Origin of the sequence: Klebsiella sp. X1-16S-Nf21 (assembly GCF_002837615.1) — a bacterium.
In the GTDB taxonomy this organism is placed as follows: domain Bacteria; phylum Pseudomonadota; class Gammaproteobacteria; order Enterobacterales; family Enterobacteriaceae; genus Klebsiella; species Klebsiella variicola.
Genome location: NZ_PJDK01000041.1, coordinates 1 through 18,378, shown reverse-complemented (window position 1 = coordinate 18,378; position 18,378 = coordinate 1). Strand labels below are relative to the sequence as shown.

Sequence of the window (18,378 nt, the reverse complement as noted above, 5' to 3'; positions counted from 1 at the left end):
ACTTACGCCTGGTGGCCGTTGATGTAATCAATGGCAGCCTGAACGGTGGTGATTTTCTCAGCTTCTTCGTCCGGAATCTCAGTATCAAACTCTTCTTCCAGAGCCATTACCAGCTCAACGGTGTCAAGAGAATCAGCGCCCAGGTCTTCAACGAAGGAAGCATTGTTGGTAACTTCTTCCTGCTTAACGCCCAGCTGCTCGCCGATAATTTTCTTAACGCGTTCTTCGATAGTGCTCATACTCTTAAATTTCCTATCAAAACTCGCTTTCGCGATGGTTTTCGTAGTGTATAAAATGTTGAAAAATTTGCAACTAAATCCCGGCAGGTCTTACCACGATTTTGCGCTATTTTGAGGCCGTTTGCCCTAAGAACGCAAATCTTTTCGCACAAAACCGCACAGGGAACCGTGCGAAGTGCGCGGTTCCTGAACGTTTTGCACAAATCTCGGTCAGACCATGTACATTCCGCCGTTGACGTGCAGCGTTTCACCAGTGATGTAACTTGCTTCGTCAGAGGCTAAAAATGCAACCGCGCTGGCGATTTCATTTGGGGTGCCAAGGCGCCCCGCAGGAACTGCCGCCAGCGTACCCGCACGCTGCTCATCGGTCAGCGCACGCGTCATGTCCGTTTCAATAAAGCCCGGAGCAACAACGTTTACAGTAATACCGCGGGACGCAACTTCACGCGCCAGTGATTTACTGAAGCCGATCAGACCCGCTTTCGCCGCAGCGTAGTTGGCCTGACCCGCATTTCCCATGGTACCAACCACAGAACCGATAGTGATAATACGTCCATGACGCTTTTTCATCATAGCGCGCATTACCGCTTTTGACAGACGGAAAACCGATGACAGGTTGGTTTCGATAATATCGTTCCACTCGTCATCTTTCATGCGCATCAACAGATTGTCGCGAGTGATCCCGGCATTATTCACCAGGATATCCACTTCGCCAAACTCTGCGCGCACATTTTCCAGAACAGATTCAATAGATGCCGGGTCGGTCACATTCAACATCAGACCTTTACCGTTGGCGCCTAAATAGTCGCTGATGGCCTGCGCGCCGCTTTCGCTGGTCGCAGTACCGATAACTTTCGCGCCACGAGCGACGAGCGTTTCAGCGATTGCACGGCCAATACCGCGGCTTGCACCGGTAACCAGCGCGATTTTTCCTTCAAAACTCATGGTTTTCCTCTTTTATTGCTCAAGCGCCGCAGACATCGCCGCCGGCTCGTTAAGCGCGGAAGCGGTCAGGGTGTCAACAATACGTTTGGTCAGGCCGGTGAGGACTTTACCCGGGCCAACTTCATACAGATGCGTTACGCCCTGCGCCGCCATAAACTCAACGGTTTTGGTCCACTGGACCGGGCTGTACAGCTGGCGTACCAGCGCGTCGCGAATGGCGTCCGGCGTGGTTTCGCATTTCACGTCGACGTTATTCACTACCGGAATCGTCGGCGCGTTGAAGGTGATTTTCTGCAACTCCAGCGCCAGTTTTTCTGCAGCTGGCTTCATCAGCGCGCAGTGGGACGGCACGCTCACCGGCAGCGGCAGCGCGCGTTTGGCGCCAGCGGCTTTACAAGCGGCGCCAGCGCGTTCAACGGCCTCTTTATGCCCGGCGATAACCACCTGGCCCGGGGAATTGTAGTTCACCGGAGAGACAACCTGCCCTTCGGCCGATTCTTCACAGGCTTTGGCGATAGAAGCGTCATCCAGGCCGATAATCGCGGACATGGCGCCGGTACCTTCCGGTACGGCTTCCTGCATGAATTTCCCGCGCAGTTCAACCAGACGAACGGCATCAGCGAAACCGATAACCCCTGCGCAAACCAGCGCGGAGTATTCGCCGAGGCTGTGGCCCGCCAGCAGGGTCGGCGCTTTGCCGCCCTGCTGCTGCCAGACGCGGTATAGCGCCACGGAGGCGGTCAGCAGCGCCGGCTGAGTCTGCCAGGTTTTATTCAGTTCTTCTGCCGGACCCTGTTGAGCCAGCGCCCACAGATCGTAACCCAACGCTGCGGACGCTTCACCGAAGGTCTCTTCAATCACCGGCCAGGTGGCAGCCATATCGGCCAGCATGCCTACGGCCTGGGAACCTTGTCCCGGGAACACAAAAGCAAATTGCGTCATGTTTAAATCCTTATACTAAAAACGAACCAGCGCGGAACCCCAGGTGAAACCGCCACCAAAGGCTTCCAGCAGAATCAACTGACCGCGTTGGATACGGCCATCGCGAACGGCTTCATCCAGCGCGCAAGGGACTGACGCCGCGGAGGTGTTGCCATGGCGGTCGAGGGTCACAACGACGTTATCCATCGACATGCCCAGTTTCTTCGCCGTCGCGCTGATAATACGCAGGTTTGCCTGGTGCGGCACCAGCCAGTCCAGCGCTGAACGTTCAAGATTATTCGCTGCCAGCGTCTCATCAACGATGTGCGCCAGCTCGGTGACCGCCACTTTGAAGACTTCATTGCCGGCCATCGTCAGATAGATCGGGTTTTCCGGATCGACGCGATCGGCGTTCGGCAGGGTCAGCAGTTCGCCATAGCTGCCGTCAGCATGCAGATGCGTCGAGATAATGCCTGGCTCTTCGGAAGCGCCCAGAACCACCGCGCCCGCGCCATCGCCGAAAATAATAATCGTGCCGCGATCCGCCGGATCGCAGGTACGCGCCAGCACATCGGCGCCAATCACCAGCGCATAATCCACCGCGCCGTTCTTCACGTACTGATCGGCGACGCTCAGCGCATAGGTGAAACCGGCGCAGGCAGCGGCGACATCAAACGCCGGGCAACCCTTAACGCCCAGCATAGACTGGATCTGGCATGCCGAACTCGGAAACGCGTGCGTGCCGGAGGTGGTCGCAACGATAATCAGACCAATCTGCTCCGCGGACACGCCCGCCATCGCCAGCGCCTGCTTTCCGGCTTCAAAGCCCATCGTAGCAACTGTTTCATGCGCTGCGGCAATACGACGCTCACGGATACCTGTGCGGGTGACAATCCACTCGTCAGAGGTCTCTACCATTTTTTCCAGGTCGGCGTTTGTACGCACTTGCTCGGGCAGATAGCTGCCGGTACCAATAATCTTCGTATACATGTACGCTCAGTCACTCTTGGGTAATATACCCGCCTCTTTCAACCTGCCGCGGCGTCAATCGTGGCCATTCGTCCCGCTTTGCTGTCGGGAGTTCACGTCACTGTCGCTTTCCGGCAGCGCGAAACCAGCTGGGTATAAAGATTCCAGGCGCGCGGCGATCCGTTGAGGAATTTGCCGCTGCACCGCCTGCACTGCCTGCTCTATCGCGACGCTAAAGGCGCGTTGATTGGCAGCACCATGACTCTTGATCACGGAACCGCGCAATCCTAACAGACAGGCGCCATTATACTGGTCGGGGTTGAGGTGACTGAATCGCCTCGCCAGGCTTTTTTGTAACCAACGTTTTAATAACAGCAGCCACCACGACCGTTTTTTGCCCTCTCCCTGAGATTTCAGCAGTGAAAGGAACATTCTGACAACACCTTCCATGGTTTTTAATGTGACGTTGCCCGTGAATCCATCACAAACCAGCACATCGGTTTTTCCGGTCAACAGTTCATTGGCTTCAAGATAGCCGATGTAGTTGAGGGAAGGCAGCGTTTTCAGCACTGCGGCAGCATCGCGAATGCTGCTGAGGCCTTTCATCTCTTCTTCGCCGATATTCAGCAAGGCGACGCGCGGGTTGGTCATGCCAACCACTTCCTCCGCCAGCACCGCGCCCATGACGGCGAACTGCACCAGCATCGTGCTGTCACAATCGACGTTGGCGCCGAGATCCAGCACCACGGTTTTGCCCTTCTGCTGGTGCGGCAGAACCGTCACCAGCGCCGGCCGCTCAATACCTTCGATCGGTTTGAGCAACAGTTTCGCCAGTCCCATCAGCGCGCCGGTGTTGCCGGCGCTGACGCAGGCTTCCGCCCGCCCTTCTTTCACAAGCTCCAGCGCCACGCGCATTGAGCTTCCGCGACTGCTGCGGATAGCCTGTGCGGGTCGCGCATCACTGGCAATAACTGACTGCGCAGGAATAATCTGCAGACGCGAACGTTGTTCGAAGTCAGCTTTGGCAAGTAATGGCGTGATGGCGTCGGGGTCGCCGACTAAAAGAAGTGTGAGTTGCGAATTAGAGTTCAGTGCCTGCAGTGCTGCAGGCACCGTCACGGATGGGCCAAAATCGCCCCCCATGACATCTAACGCCAGGGTTAGACGTGTCAAGGTATCGTCGCTGCCCGGTTCGGTGATTCCCCAGTTGCCCGGGGAGTCCTCACTAAGCTTCATCACGCTGGCACTCGCGAATGTTCACGCTGCAGACGCAACAATTCGGGCATTGATGCCCCTGGTGATCGGGTTAACCGAATGTCCAGGGACGCACACGCCCGCCATGGCCTGCAACGGGAAATCCTGCGAGTATCGCGTGATTACTTAGCGATAACCTTGCGACCGCGGTAGAAACCGTCGGCAGTGATGTGGTGACGCAGGTGTTTCTCACCAGAAGTTTTGTCTACAGACAGGCTGGTGACTGCGGTCAGCGCGTCATGGGAACGACGCATGCCACGTTTGGAACGGGTTGGTTTATTCTGTTGTACGGCCATGGACCTTACTCCTCAATTACTTACGCTTTAAGCTGGCTAATACGGCAAATGGGTTTGGTTTTTGTGCCTCTTCAGGCAGTTCGCCAAAGACCATGTCCGCGTCGGACACTTCACAGTGTTCAGAATCATGCACCGGAACTACGGGCAGGGAGAGGATAATTTCATCCTCGACCATTGCCTGCAGGTCGATTTCACCGAATTCGTTAACCTCAATCGGCTCATACGCTTCCGGTAGTGCTTCGGCCTGTTCGTCATTTCTGACGGGGCTAAAACAATACGTGGTGTGGACGTGATGAGGGAACGGTTTCCCGCAACGCTGGCATTCGAGGGTTACCGTCACCTTTGCATCGCCAGTGATGACGGCGAGACGCTGGTTATCGATAGCGAACGACATGCTGCATTCCACATCGCTGTCCACGCTGACTACAGAATCGGCTACACGTTCAACCTGATCGCGGGCATAGATGCCTTCGTAATCAAGGCGTTTTTGAGCCGTGCGGACCGGATCAAGAGTCAGGGGTAATTTTACCTTTTGCATAGGGCGCGCATATTAACTTTGTAATGTCATAGAGTCAAAGAAAAAGGCAGCCTCAGGTTGCCTTTTGCCATTTATTCGCACACATTGCGGCGCATAGTTTAAGATGATGCTCTGCGAAGCGCTATATGTGGATGAAAAAATATGTCTGAACTTATCCTCGCGTCAACCTCTCCCTGGCGGCGCATGCTGCTGGAAAAACTGGGGTTACCGTTTGAATGTGCCGCGCCTGACGTTGACGAAACGCCGTTGCCGGAAGAATCCGCGCGTCAACTTGTCGCCCGACTGGCGCAAGCCAAAGCGCAAAGCCTGGCCTCCCGCTATCCGCACCACCTTATTATAGGCTCCGATCAGGTTTGCGTATTAGACGGTGAAATCACCGGCAAACCGCACACCGAAGAAAATGCCCGCCGGCAGTTGCGAAAGGCCAGCGGGACCATCGTCACCTTTTATACCGGTCTGGCGCTATACAACTCCGCCACCGGCCATCTGCAAACCGAATGCGAGCCCTTTGACGTTCACTTTCGCCATCTCAGCGATAAAGAGATTGAAGGCTACGTCCGCAAAGAGAACCCGCTGCAATGCGCCGGGAGTTTCAAGAGCGAGGGGTTAGGGATTACGCTATTTGAACGACTGGAAGGCCGCGACCCGAACACTCTGGTCGGTTTACCCTTAATCGCGCTCTGTCAGATGCTGCGCCGCGAGAATAACAATCCGCTGTTAGGTTAAAGCAAAAAAAACGGCGGAACTGATTCCGCCGTTGCGCTTATTTGCTCTTACGTAGCACCTGTAAACAGTGCTTCAGCTGGTTATCCAGCGGCGCCTCAACGCGCATCACCTCCCCGCTCCCCGGGTGGGTAAACTTCAGCGCCGCCGCGTGCAGGAACAGGCGGTTTAAGCCGGTACCGGACAGCTGCTTGTCGAACTCGCGGTCGCCATAGCGATCGTCAAAAGCGATAGGATGCCCGGCATACTGGGTATGAACGCGGATCTGATGCGTGCGGCCGGTGACCGGGCTGCAGCGCACCAGCGTGGCGAATTCGTAACGCTCTTCCACTTTAAAGCGCGTCTCCGACGGCTTGCCTTCCTGACTCACGCGAACGATACGCTCCCCACTCTGCAGAATATTCTTCAACAGCGGGGCCTGGACCACTTTGGTATGCGACTGCCACTGGCCGCGCACCAGCGCCAGGTAGTCTTTCTGCATGCCTTTATCGCGCAGCTGCTCGTGCAGCGAACGCAGCGCCGAGCGCTTTTTCGCCACCAGCAGCACGCCGGAGGTATCGCGGTCGAGACGATGCACCAGCTCAAGGAAACGTGCCTCCGGGCGCAGGGCGCGCAGCCCTTCAATCACGCCAAAGCTCAGTCCGCTGCCGCCGTGTACCGCAGTACCGGAAGGTTTGTTGAGTACCAGAATATGATCGTCTTCATAGAGGATCACCTCAGAGAGCGCGGCCACTTTCTGCAGATGCGGCGATACCGCCTCTTCTTCACGCTCCGCCACGCGCACCGGCGGGATACGGACTTCATCACCCGCTTCCAGCTTATACTCCGGCTTCACGCGCTTTTTGTTTACCCGCACCTCGCCTTTACGCAGGATGCGATAAATCATGCTCTTCGGTACACCTTTCAATTGGGTACGCAAAAAGTTGTCGATACGTTGCCCCGCTTCATCAGCAGCAATGGCAACCATTTTTACGGTTGGGGTCTCAGTTTTCATGGTGCGCGATTCTAAATAGCCGGACGCATTAGCGCCACTCATTTTTATATGCTTATATTTATCATTATCCTGTTTTCACGGTTTACCTGACCGCCATTTTGTTTGTTATTAGAACAATCTGTATGGGCAGGTGATAAAACTGTGAGTAACCGGGTGATAAAAGGTGAAAGTCAACTTGCTATAACAAGGTTAGCAATGGAATAATGAGACCGTTTTCCGTATTGCATCTTGTTAGAACAAGACATTAGCGGAATGACCAATTTTGTCTGACCGATCGCCCACGCAGCAATGGCGTAAGACGTTGTGATCTTTCAGACAGTTAGCGGGCTGCGGGTTGCAGTCCTTACCGGTACAGGCTCTATGGATTTCAAGTCGCAGGAAGGCGTCAACTCCGGGACTCCCGGGAGCTCATCTGGATCCTTTGATCGAGGTGAGCAGGTTAAGCCACCATGCCTGCAACGCGAAAGACGACGAGTATAAATGGAATATTCTCTGGTGATACATCCCAGGCTGTTCCCCTGAATAATTGCGCTGTGTTTCCGTTTGAAACACAGGCGACCGACACTCTGCGCCTCTTAAGCGCGCGACAACCGTGAGGTTGGCGACGTGAACCAGACACGAGGCCATCGGTTTTCCCCCGGAAAGGCATTACTCTGCCCGCAGCTTAGTCGTCAATGTAAGAATAATGAGTAAGTTACGATGAAAAGAATGTTAATCAACGCAACTCAGCAGGAAGAGTTGCGCGTCGCCCTTGTTGATGGGCAGCGCCTGTACGACCTGGATATCGAAAGCCCCGGGCACGAACAGAAAAAAGCGAACATCTACAAAGGCAAAATCACCCGCATTGAACCTAGCCTTGAAGCCGCGTTTGTCGATTACGGCGCCGAGCGTCATGGTTTCCTCCCCCTCAAAGAAATCGCCCGCGAATACTTCCCTGCTAACTACAATGCGCACGGTCGTCCTAATATCAAAGACGTGCTGCGCGAAGGTCAGGAAGTTATCGTGCAGATTGATAAAGAAGAACGCGGCAACAAAGGCGCTGCGCTCACCACCTTTATCAGCCTGGCAGGCAGCTATCTGGTCCTGATGCCGAACAACCCGCGCGCGGGGGGAATTTCCCGCCGTATCGAGGGCGACGACCGCACTGAACTGAAAGAAGCGCTGGCGAGCCTGGAGCTTCCGGACGGCATGGGTCTTATCGTTCGCACCGCTGGCGTCGGCAAATCTGCCGAAGCCCTGCAGTGGGACCTGAGCTTCCGCCTGAAGCACTGGGAAGCGATTCAGAAAGCCGCGGAAAGCCGTCCGGCGCCGTTCCTGATCCACCAGGAAAGCAACGTGATTGTCCGCGCATTCCGCGATTATCTGCGCCAGGACATCGGCGAAATCCTGATCGATAACCCGAAAGTGCTCGAGCTGGCGCGCCAGCATATCGCCGCACTGGGTCGTCCGGATTTCAGCAGCAAAATCAAACTGTACACCGGTGAAATCCCGCTGTTCAGCCATTATCAGATTGAATCGCAAATTGAGTCCGCCTTCCAGCGTGAAGTGCGCCTGCCTTCCGGTGGGTCTATCGTTATCGACAGCACCGAAGCGCTGACCGCGATCGATATCAACTCCGCCCGCGCCACCCGCGGCGGCGATATCGAAGAGACAGCCTTCAATACCAACCTTGAAGCGGCTGACGAGATTGCCCGCCAGCTGCGTCTGCGCGACCTCGGCGGCTTGATCGTTATCGACTTTATCGATATGACCCCGGTTCGCCACCAGCGTGCGGTGGAAAACCGTCTGCGTGAAGCCGTTCGTCAGGACCGCGCGCGCATTCAGATTAGCCATATTTCGCGCTTCGGCCTGCTGGAGATGTCTCGCCAGCGCCTGAGCCCGTCGCTGGGCGAATCCAGCCATCACGTCTGCCCGCGCTGCTCCGGCACCGGTACCGTGCGTGATAACGAATCGCTGTCGCTCTCTATTCTGCGTCTGATTGAAGAAGAGGCGCTGAAAGAGAACACCAAAGAAGTCCACGCCATCGTTCCGGTACCGATCGCCTCTTATCTGCTGAACGAAAAACGTGCCGCAGTGAGCGCAATCGAATCCCGTCAGGGCGATGTCCGCGTCATTATCGTGCCAAACGACGAGATGCAGACGCCGCACTACTCCGTCCTGCGCGTGCGTAAAGGTGAAGAGACCTCAACGCTGAGCTATCTGCTGCCGAAGCTGCATGAAGAAGAGATGGCGCTGCCTGGTGACGAGGAGCCAGCAGAACGTAAACGTCCGGAGCAGCCTGCGCTGGCCGCCTTTGTGATGCCTGACGCCCCACCGGCACCGATGCTGGAAGAGCCTGTGGCTGCCCCTGCGGTCGCCGCTGCCCCGGTCGCGGCCGCCGCGCCGGCCCAGCCGGGACTACTCTCACGCTTCTTCAGCGCGCTGAAAAATATCTTCTCTGGCACTGAAGAAGCCAAGCCGGTTGAAGTTCCGGTCGAGAAGAAAGCGGAAGAAAAACCGGAGCGTCAGCAGGAGCGCCGTAAACCGCGGAGCAACAACCGCCGCGATCGCAACGACCGCAACGATCGCCGTGATAACCGCGACAATCGTGACAACCGTGATAACCGTGACAATCGCGACACCCGTGCGGACAATGCCGAGGGTCGTGAGCCGCGCGAATCGCGTGAAGAAAACCGTCGCAATCGTCGCGAAAAGCAGCCGCAAAACGTAGAAGCGCGTGACGCTCGCCAGACCGTCGGCGATGACGCGGACAAAGCCAAATCCCGCGACGAGCAGCAGCCGCGCCGCGAACGCTCCCGCCGCCGCAATGACGATAAACGCCAGGCGCAGCAGGAAGCCAAGGTGCAGACGCGTGAAGAGCCGGAAGTACAGGAGACTGAGCAGGAAGAGCGCGTGCAGACTCTGCCGCGTCGTAAACCGCGTCAGCTCTCCCAGAAAGTACGCATTGAGTCAGCCGTTGCCGAGCAGACTGCCGAGATCGCGCCTGAGACCGTTGTGGCTGAAGTCGCCGCCCCGCGCAGCGAGCCGGTGAAAGCCGAACTGCCGGCGGTAGCGGAAAACGTAGTGGAACACGATGAAAACGGCGAATCCCGTGAAGCGAACGGTATGCCGCGCCGCTCTCGTCGTTCCCCGCGTCATCTGCGCGTGAGCGGTCAGCGCCGTCGTCGCTATCGTGACGAACGCTATCCGACCCAGTCGCCTATGCCGCTGACCGTCGCCTGCGCCTCGCCGGAGATGGCTTCCGGTAAAGTCTGGATCCGCTACCCGGTCGTTCGTCCGCAGGACCAGCAGCCGGAAGAGGTTCCGGTTCAGGACACCAGCGCCATTGAAGCCATCGAGGCTGTTGCGACACCGGTTGCCGTGGTTGAAACCGTCACTGCCGCGCCAGTTACCGTCGAGCCGGCGACCATGGAGCCCGTTACCGCTGAGCCGGTGGTCGTCGAACCTGTCGTAGCCGCCGAGCCGGTTATCGTTGATACTCCGGAAATTGTCGAGCCAGCCGCTGTCGAGCCAGCGCCGGTCGAAGCGCCAGCTGTCGAAGCGCCTCAGGCTATTGCGCCAGTGACGATCGACGCCGAGCCGGTCACGGTTGAACCTGAAGTGGTGGAAACGGCGCCTGTCGTTGAAGCGCCAGTGGAAACCATCGTTCCGGCCACGGAAACCGTGGTGGAAGCACCGGTGACCGAAGCCGCCCCAACAGCCCCTGCCGAACCGGTCAAAGCTGAAACGCCGGTAAGCAAACCCGTGGTTGTGGCTGGCGATCGCCATGCTACCGCGCCGATGACCCGGGCGCCTGCTCCGGACTATGTCCCGGAAGCGCCGCGCCACAGCACCTGGGTGCGCCCGCCGTTCGCTTTTGAAGGTAAAGGCGCCGCCGGTGGTCATAGTGCGACGCGTAAAGCCACCGCAGAACCGACCCGCCCACAGCCCGTCGAATAAGCGTGCTTAATAAAAAAACCGGCCTCTGGCCGGTTTTTTTATGCGCTTTGCGGACGCTGCATCCCGGCCAGATCCGGCATGATCTCCCGCATCAGGTCAAGGAACTTACGCAGGCGTGTCGGATAATAGCGCGCCCAGGGATAAACCAGATGAACCGGTAGCGAGGCGGGGCGCCACTGCGGGAACAGCTCAATCAGCCGTCCGGCGGCAATATCCTCCACGACCGTCCAACTGGACACCATCGCCACCCCCAGCCCCGCCAGCGCGGTATTTCGCGCGACGTACAGGCTGTCAGTGCTCAGGCAGGGGGTGATGGCCGTCGAGACGATTTGCCCACTTTCCAGATGCCGGAGCCGTACCTCATGCTGATAAAAGGTATTAATGGCGATCCACGGCAGGCCGGATAGCGCCTCCAGCGAGGTTAACGGCGGGTACTTCGCCAGGAGTTCAGGGGAAGCCACCACGCAGCGCGGCACTTCCGCCAGCAGCACGGATACCGTGGCCGGATCCACCTCCGCGCCAACGCGGATGGCGCAGTCGATATTATCGCTGAGAAAGTCGACGGTATTATCATTCAGCATCCACTCGACCGACAGTTGCGGATGACGCTGCAGAAATGCGACCAGCGGCGCCAGCAGCTGTTGCTGGCCAAAAGCATGGGGCGCCCGTACCCGCAGCACCCCCACGGGCTGATCGTCGGCAATACGCAGATCATCCTCCAGCGCCAGCCAGGCGTCCACGACCTGACGGGCATGGCGATAACAGCGTTCGCCATCGTCAGTGAGCTTCATCGCATGAGTGGTGCGCAGGATCAACTTCACCCCCAGCAGTCCTTCCAGGGACTGCAGGCGGCGGCTGACGGTTGCCTGGGTGGTATCCATCTGCCCCGCGGCGGCGGAGAGTGAGCCGGCCTCTATAATACGAATATAGGTGCGCATCAGCTCAATGCGGTCTATACGCTCCTGTCTTTTCATTTTTCTTTTGCCTATACGTGCCACGTATAACCGTTTTACCACCAGCCCGGCTACCGCGCCAGCTGCATTCAGGGAAAAATAGCGCCATCGCATCTATGAGGTACTGATCATGACACCGACTTCCCTTTCCACCCGCGACGCAGGCTGGATTATCTTCATTCTCGCGCTCGGCGCCGGCTTTAGCGTCGCCTCTATCTATTATGCGCAGCCGCTACTGCCGCTGATGGGCGCCAATCTCCATCTGTCGGTAGAAGGGATGGGGCTGGTTCCTACCCTGACGCAGGCTGGCTACGCGCTCGGCATTCTCTTCCTGCTCCCGCTCGGCGACCGTCACGATCGCCGCCGGCTGATCCTGCTGAAGAGCGCAATGCTGGCGATCCTGCTGTTCCTGTGCAGCCTTACCGGCCAGCTCACCTCACTGCTGGTGGTCAGTCTGCTGATCGGTATGGCGGCCACCATGGCGCAGGATATCGTCCCGGCGGCGGCGATCCTCGCTCCGGCAGGCAAGCAGGGAAAAATGGTGGGCACGGTGATGACCGGGCTGCTGCTGGGGATCCTGCTTTCCAGGACGGTCAGCGGCGTAGTGGGCGCCGTATTCGGCTGGCGGGTGATGTATCAGGCGGCTGCAGTCAGCGTGGCGCTGATTGGCGTGGTGATGTGGCGGGTCCTGCCGCGCTTCGCCATTCACTCGACGCTGAGCTATCCGCAGCTGATGGCCTCAATGGCGCATCTGTGGCTGCGTTATCCGGCGTTACGCCGCGCTGCGCTGGCTCAGGGGGCGCTCTCTGTCGCCTTTAGCGCTTTCTGGTCGACGCTGGCGGTGATGCTCTCAGAACAGTATCACATGGGGAGCGCAGTAGCGGGTGGCTTTGGTATCGCCGGTGCCGCCGGGGCGCTGGCGGCACCGCTGGCCGGCGGACTGGCCGATAAGTTTGGCGCCGGTAAAGTGACTCAGATGGGCGCGGCGCTGGTCACCCTCTCCTTCGCCCTGATGTTTATGCTGCCGCTGCTCCCTCTGCATGGCCAGCTGGCGCTGATTGCTCTCTCGGCTATTGGCTTCGATCTCGGCCTGCAGTCAAGCCTGGTGGCACATCAGAACCTGGTTTACAGCCTGGAGCCGCAGGCCCGTGGCCGCCTGAACGCTCTGCTGTTCACCGTGGTCTTTATCGGGATGTCGCTGGGGTCGGTGCTGGGCAGCAAGCTGTACGTGCTGGCCGGCTGGAACGGAGTGGTCACCCTCGCCGTCGTCAGCGGGGCAATTGCCCTGGCGATCCGCCTGCTGGAGAATGCGCGCCTCATCGCAGCCGAACGCCGCACATCATAAAAAAAACCCGCTTCGCCTGAGCGAAGCGGGTTTCCTCTTTCCGTCGCAATGGCTTACGCTGTGCGACGGGCAAACTCTTTTACGCGGAAGCCCAACACCAGCAGCGTAGCGAAATAAGCCACTACTCCGGCGACCACCACCACCAGCAGGCGCATCAGGCGGAACGGCATCGTCCCCTGAGACCACTCCGGCATGAGATGCATGACGCCCAGCAGCGCCGCGGCCATCACCACCACCGCCGCGACCAGACGCAGCAGGAAAGTCAGCCAGCCGGGCTGTGGGGTGAAAATTTTCTGTTTACGCAGTTGCCAGTAGAGCAGCGCGGCGTTCAGGCAGGCCGCCAGCCCTATGGACAGTGACAGGCCCGCGTGCTTGAGCGGGCCGATAAACGCCAGGTTCATCACCTGGGTCATAATCAGGGTGACAATGGCAATCTTCACCGGCGTTTTGATGTCCTGACGGGAATAGAAGCCCGGCGCCAGCACTTTCACCACGATAAGCCCCATCAGCCCCACGGAATAGGCCACCAGCGCGCGCTGGGTCATCGCCGCGTCAAAGGCGCTGAATTTACCGTACTGGAACAGGGCCACGGTCAGCGGTTTAGCGAGGATCCCCAGCGCCACCGCGCTCGGCAGCGCCAGCAGGAAGCAGAGTCGCAGGCCCCAGTCCATCAGGCGGCAATACTCGTCATGGTTACCACTGGCGAAGCTTTTCGACAACGACGGCAGCAGGATGGTGCCAAGCGCCACGCCCAGGACACCTGACGGAAACTCCATCAGACGGTCGGCATAGTACATCCATGACACCGATCCCGACACGAGAAACGAGGCGAAGATGGTATTGATGATGAGGGAGATCTGGCTTACCGACACGCCAAGGATCGCCGGCCCCATCTGCTTCACTACCCGCATCGCGCCAGCATCTTTCAGATTAATTCTGGGCAGAACCAGCATACCAATCTTCTTCAGGTGCGGCAACTGGTAGGCCAGCTGCAGCACGCCGCCGACCGTCACCGCCCAGGCCAGCGCCAGCACCGGCGGATGGAAGTACGGCGCGGCAAACAGCGCAAAGCCAATCATGCTGACGTTGAGGAACGTCGGGGCAAAGGCCGGCACCGAGAAACGGTTCCAGGTATTGAGGATCGCCCCCACCAGCGAGGCCAGGGAGATCAGCAAAATATAGGGGAAGGTAATGCGCAGCAATTGGGTGGTCAGCGCAAATTTATCGGCGGTATCAGCAAACCCGGGGGCGGTGATGGTGATCACCCACGGCGCCGCCAGCATCCCGATAACGGTGACGATCGCCAGGGCCAGGGTCAGTAATCCGGAGACATACGAGACAAACACCCGGGTGGCATCTTCGCCCTGCTTGCTTTTATATTCGGCAAGGATCGGCACAAACGCCTGCGAGAAGGCGCCTTCGGCAAAAATACGCCGCAGCAGATTAGGCAGTTTGAAGGCGACAAAAAAGGCATCGGTCGCCATCCCGGCACCAAAAATGCGCGCCACAATCGCATCGCGGGCAAAGCCCAGCACGCGCGAAAACATGGTCATCGAACTGACGGCCGCCAGTGATTTTAAAAGATTCATTACGCTGTTATTCCAAACCCTGGAGTAAAACGCCCGCAAATGCGGGCGCTGGAAAGTGGCGATAGTCTACCGGGTTCAATATGAATTACTACTGTCAGTTGTTACAACGGATTATTCGCTGATGGCGTCACGCCAGAGTTTGTCAACCACCCGCTGAGCCAGCAGCGCCTGTTCGCCAGCGGTTTCCGGAACCGTCTGATTTTGCACGCATTCGATGAAATGTCGCGCGCAGCCGACAAAACCGCGCTGCTCGAGGGTGGTTTGCCAGCCCGCCACCGGGCGCTGGACCACGCCAAGACCACACTCCTCCTGCCATTCGCGCATCTCACTCACCGCATATAACCCGCCATCGGTGACCGCCTGCACCCACTCACGCTGGCTTCCAGCGCGGCGGTGCATGCTGGTGGTAACCTGCAGCCGGGGCGAACTGAACTGGTGTTCGGCATAGAGCATTTCACCCTGAGGAGTGATCTGCAACGTGCCGCCGCGCAGGCGCGCCTGACCATCAGCCAGCCACAACGCAGTATCCACCACGTGCAGATAGTCATCGAGAAGGGTAAAGCGCAGATCGTTGCCTACGCTGTCGTTACGATGCTTATCCATCCGCAGCGAGGCCACCTCGCCCAGCCGCCCCTTCAGTTCACGATAGAGTGGCGCAAAGCGGCGATTGAAACCGACCATCAGCGTCAGATGACGCCGGGCAGCCAGCTCGACCAGCGCTTCCGCCTCGCTCAGCTTGTCCGCCAGCGGTTTATCCACACAAACATGAACCCCGGCATTCAACAAGTGATTCACTACTTCATGATGTGAAGCCGTCGACGTATGGACAAAGACCGCATCGCACTGCGCCGCCAGGGCATCCAGCGAATCAGCATACGGGATCCGCCAGGTTTCGCAGATGCGCAACGCCTTCTCTTTTCCCGGCGACCAGGCTGCCTGCAGCGTCCAGCTTTCCGCAGCGCCTAACACCGGCAGCCACGCTTTCTGCGCGATGCCCCCTAAGCCAACCACCCCAATGCGCAGTCTTGTCCCCACGTTTAGTCCCCCAGATGGTGTAACAGCGAGTCAAGGCGCGCTTTCAATTCCGCCACCTCGCCTTCCAGTGCTTCAACCCGGGCACGCAGATCGTCATCGTCTTCCAGCGGCGAGAGTGCTTCCACCGTGGTGATCAGCGTGTCCATGTCATCGCAAAACAGATGCATATAGCGGCTTTCCCGTTTCCCCGGTTCCCGTGGCAGGCGGGCAACAAAAGGACCATCCTCGCGCGTCGCTAACCCTTCCAGCACGCTTTCCACTTCCGCCATATCGCTGAACTCATGCATCCGCTGCGCGCGGCTACGGAGTTCACCCGGCGTCTGGGCGCCGCGCAGCAGTAGCGTCGTCACCACCGCTACTTCGCCGGCGCTGAGTTTCAGATCGCCAAATTCAGAGTTGCAAAAGCGCTGCTCATACTTGGTCACTCGATTGCCGAATCCGCTGACCGTGCGTAAATAGTGGCGCTTCACCAGGGTATCCAGCAGCGTCTGGACCTCGCCTTCGCTCAGCGACATCACCGGTTCGCGGTTGGTTTTCTGATTGCAGGCGGTCACCACGGCGTTCACCGACAGCGGGTACTGCTCGGGCGTGGTAACCTGCTTTTCCAGCAGACAGCCAATGACGCGCGCTTCGTGCGCGGTTAACTGATATTTCATCCTCTCTCCTTAGCGCCCTGCTGACCAGTCCGGCGTCGTTAGCGCCGTCAGTACATGGTCACGCCACTGCCCGTCAATCAGCAGATAATCTTTGGCGTAACCCTCTTTTTCGAACCCCAACCGCGCCAGCAGCGCGCCGCTGCGCTGATTATGCGGCATATAGTTGGCCATAATGCGATGGATATGCTGCGTGCGCTGCATATAGCGAATCGCGGCGGTCAACGCTTCAAACATCAGCCCCTGCCCTTGCCACTTCTCGCCAATGGAGTAGCCGAGATAACAGGCATGGAATGATCCGCGAACTACGTTGGAGAAATTCGCCACGCCAACGATCTCTTTTTCCTCCGCATCGAGCAGCGCGAAATAAAATGCAGACCCCTGCTTATGAAACTCGCCGATCATTGACAGACGCGCCTGCCACCCGGAGGGATAGCAGTGGCTGTCGTCACGTACCGGCTCCCAGGGTTTTAAGAACACTTTATTCTCGGCGTAATAATCGGCCAGACGCCAGGCGTCACGATCGTGGACCAGGCGCACCACCAGCCGGTCCGTCGTCAAACGCACCTTCGGCACGTTACTGCGATAGCCAAACATTTCCTTTTCAGTCCCCCTGACTTCAATCTTGCTCTCATCACTATACCTGTCCTGCACGATAGTGTGAAAACAGCAACATACCATTTTCTGCGCCATCTCCTCTTTTCGATGAATAGGCTCAATCGAACTTGCTTTTTGATAAAAAAATATTGTCGCAAGGGTGCTGGGAAAAGCAGCAGATTGCCCGCAGAATATCCTCGCTTATCTCTATTTTTCCCTGGAGGGGAAATGTCCCGCGTCTCGCAGGCAAGGAGCCTGGGTAAATATTTCCTGTTAGTCGATAACATGCTGGTCGTGCTGGGCTTTTTTGTCGTTTTTCCGCTGATTTCCATCCGCTTTGTCGATCAGATGGGTTGGGCAGCGCTGATGGTCGGCATTGCGCTCGGCCTGCGCCAGCTGGTGCAGCAGGGATTAGGCATTTTTGGCGGTGCCATTGCCGACCGCTTCGGCGCGAAACCCATGATTGTCACCGGCATGCTGATGCGCGCCGGCGGCTTCGCGGCGATGGCCGTCGCCCATGAGCCCTGGGTGCTCTGGCTCTCCTGTATCTTGTCCGGGTTGGGCGGCACGTTGTTCGATCCGCCACGAGCCGCGCTGGTGGTCAAACTGGTGCGCCCGCATCAGCGCGGCCGCTTTTTCTCCCTCCTGATGATGCAAGACAGCGCCGGCGCGGTGATTGGCGCCCTGCTGGGCAGTTGGCTGCTACAGTATGACTTCCGTCTGGTGTGCAGCGCCGGCGCCGCGCTGTTTATCGCTTGCGCCGCGTTTAACGCCTGGTATCTGCCAGCATGGAAACTGTCCACGGTGAAAACGCCAGTCCGCGAGGGGCTGGGACGGGTGCTGCGGGATAAGCGCTTCGTCACCTATGTCCTGACGTTAACAGGCTATTACATGCTGGCGGTGCAGGTGATGCTGATGCTGCCGATCATGGTGAACGACATCGCCGGTTCGCCGGCCGCCGTGAAGTGGATGTACGCCATCGAAGCCACCATTTCACTGACCCTGCTCTATCCCATTGCCCGCTGGAGCGAGAAACGCTACCGCCTTGAGCACCGGCTGATGGCCGGTCTGCTGGTAATGACGCTGGCGATGCTGCCGATTGGCATGACCAGCAGTTTGCAGCAGTTATTTACCCTGATCTGCCTGTTTTACATCGGTTCGATCATCGCGGAACCCGCCAGGGAGACGCTGGGCGCCTCGCTGGCGGATGCCCGGGCGCGCGGCAGCTATATGGGGTTCAGCCGCCTGGGTCTCGCCTTCGGCGGCGCGCTGGGTTACGCGGGCGGCGGCTGGCTGTTTGATGCCGGCAAAGCCGTGGGCCAGCCCGAACTGCCGTGGCTGATGCTCGGCGCCATTGGGTTTATCACTTTCCTTGCCCTGTGGTGGCA

General features: G+C 58.3%; 17 protein-coding genes. 4 read left to right on the top strand and 13 right to left on the bottom strand.

Going from position 1 to position 18,378, the window contains the following annotated elements:
* Window positions 1–2 precede the first annotated feature (2 nt).
* From acpP to yceD, 7 genes are all read right to left on the bottom strand, one after another.
* Window positions 3–239 carry an acyl carrier protein gene (acpP, locus tag CW267_RS18420; protein ID WP_000103754.1) on the bottom strand — a complete coding sequence of 79 codons (237 nt, stop codon included), beginning with the start codon at window positions 237–239 and terminating at the stop codon, window positions 3–5.
* Between the two features lie 210 nt (window positions 240–449).
* Window positions 450–1,184, bottom strand: a complete 735-nt coding sequence (gene fabG / locus CW267_RS18415) for a 3-oxoacyl-ACP reductase FabG (protein ID WP_002899294.1) — start codon at window positions 1,182–1,184, stop codon at window positions 450–452.
* Window positions 1,185–1,196: 12 nt separating this feature from the next.
* The gene (gene fabD / locus CW267_RS18410) at window positions 1,197–2,126 is read right to left on the bottom strand and encodes an ACP S-malonyltransferase (RefSeq protein WP_012542242.1); all 930 of its coding nucleotides are present in this window, start codon (window positions 2,124–2,126) and stop codon (window positions 1,197–1,199) included.
* A 15-nt stretch (window positions 2,127–2,141) separates the two neighbouring features.
* Entirely contained in the window at window positions 2,142–3,095 is a 954-nt protein-coding gene (locus CW267_RS18405) for a beta-ketoacyl-ACP synthase III (RefSeq protein WP_043875538.1), read from the bottom strand.
* 54 nt (window positions 3,096–3,149) lie between these two features.
* Window positions 3,150–4,247, bottom strand: a complete 1,098-nt coding sequence (gene plsX / locus CW267_RS18400; protein ID WP_012542244.1) for a phosphate acyltransferase PlsX — start codon at window positions 4,245–4,247, stop codon at window positions 3,150–3,152.
* A gap of 203 nt (window positions 4,248–4,450) precedes the next feature.
* Complete coding sequence (gene rpmF, locus CW267_RS18395; RefSeq protein ID WP_000290724.1) at window positions 4,451–4,624, bottom strand: 50S ribosomal protein L32; 174 nt, start codon at window positions 4,622–4,624, stop codon at window positions 4,451–4,453.
* Window positions 4,625–4,640: 16 nt separating this feature from the next.
* Complete coding sequence (gene yceD / locus CW267_RS18390) at window positions 4,641–5,162, bottom strand: 23S rRNA accumulation protein YceD (RefSeq protein WP_008805983.1); 522 nt, start codon at window positions 5,160–5,162, stop codon at window positions 4,641–4,643.
* 141 nt (window positions 5,163–5,303) lie between these two features.
* Here yceD and CW267_RS18385 point away from each other — a divergent pair, with 141 nt between their 5' ends.
* Window positions 5,304–5,888, top strand: a complete 585-nt coding sequence (locus tag CW267_RS18385) for a Maf family protein (RefSeq protein WP_008805982.1) — start codon at window positions 5,304–5,306, stop codon at window positions 5,886–5,888.
* Between the two features lie 37 nt (window positions 5,889–5,925).
* Here CW267_RS18385 and rluC read toward each other — a convergent pair whose 3' ends face one another.
* Window positions 5,926–6,879 (bottom strand): 23S rRNA pseudouridine(955/2504/2580) synthase RluC, encoded by a 954-nt coding sequence (gene rluC, locus CW267_RS18380; protein ID WP_012542245.1) that lies wholly within the window; start codon window positions 6,877–6,879, stop codon window positions 5,926–5,928.
* A 699-nt stretch (window positions 6,880–7,578) separates the two neighbouring features.
* On the opposite strand from rluC, the gene rne reads away from it, so the two are divergent.
* Window positions 7,579–10,818, top strand: coding sequence for a ribonuclease E (gene rne / locus CW267_RS18370; protein WP_100781580.1), 3,240 nt, complete (start codon window positions 7,579–7,581; stop codon window positions 10,816–10,818).
* 38 nt (window positions 10,819–10,856) lie between these two features.
* Here rne and CW267_RS18365 read toward each other — a convergent pair whose 3' ends face one another.
* Window positions 10,857–11,885 (bottom strand): LysR family transcriptional regulator, encoded by a 1,029-nt coding sequence (locus CW267_RS18365; protein WP_008805978.1) that lies wholly within the window; start codon window positions 11,883–11,885, stop codon window positions 10,857–10,859.
* 16 nt (window positions 11,886–11,901) lie between these two features.
* On the opposite strand from CW267_RS18365, the gene CW267_RS18360 reads away from it, so the two are divergent.
* Window positions 11,902–13,116, top strand: coding sequence for an MFS transporter (locus tag CW267_RS18360; RefSeq protein ID WP_100781579.1), 1,215 nt, complete (start codon window positions 11,902–11,904; stop codon window positions 13,114–13,116).
* A gap of 53 nt (window positions 13,117–13,169) precedes the next feature.
* Here CW267_RS18360 and murJ read toward each other — a convergent pair whose 3' ends face one another.
* The 4 genes from murJ to rimJ form a co-directional block, all read right to left on the bottom strand.
* Window positions 13,170–14,705, bottom strand: coding sequence for a murein biosynthesis integral membrane protein MurJ (gene murJ / locus CW267_RS18355; RefSeq protein WP_008805976.1), 1,536 nt, complete (start codon window positions 14,703–14,705; stop codon window positions 13,170–13,172).
* 111 nt (window positions 14,706–14,816) lie between these two features.
* Complete coding sequence (locus tag CW267_RS18350) at window positions 14,817–15,728, bottom strand: Gfo/Idh/MocA family protein (RefSeq protein WP_165787452.1); 912 nt, start codon at window positions 15,726–15,728, stop codon at window positions 14,817–14,819.
* Window positions 15,729–15,742: 14 nt separating this feature from the next.
* Window positions 15,743–16,396 (bottom strand): YceH family protein, encoded by a 654-nt coding sequence (locus tag CW267_RS18345; protein ID WP_012542247.1) that lies wholly within the window; start codon window positions 16,394–16,396, stop codon window positions 15,743–15,745.
* 9 nt (window positions 16,397–16,405) lie between these two features.
* Window positions 16,406–16,990 (bottom strand): ribosomal protein S5-alanine N-acetyltransferase, encoded by a 585-nt coding sequence (gene rimJ, locus CW267_RS18340; RefSeq protein WP_008805973.1) that lies wholly within the window; start codon window positions 16,988–16,990, stop codon window positions 16,406–16,408.
* A gap of 228 nt (window positions 16,991–17,218) precedes the next feature.
* On the opposite strand from rimJ, the gene mdtH reads away from it, so the two are divergent.
* On the top strand, window positions 17,219–18,378 hold a 1,160-nt coding region (gene mdtH, locus CW267_RS18335), incomplete at its 3' end, for a multidrug efflux MFS transporter MdtH (RefSeq protein WP_101148645.1).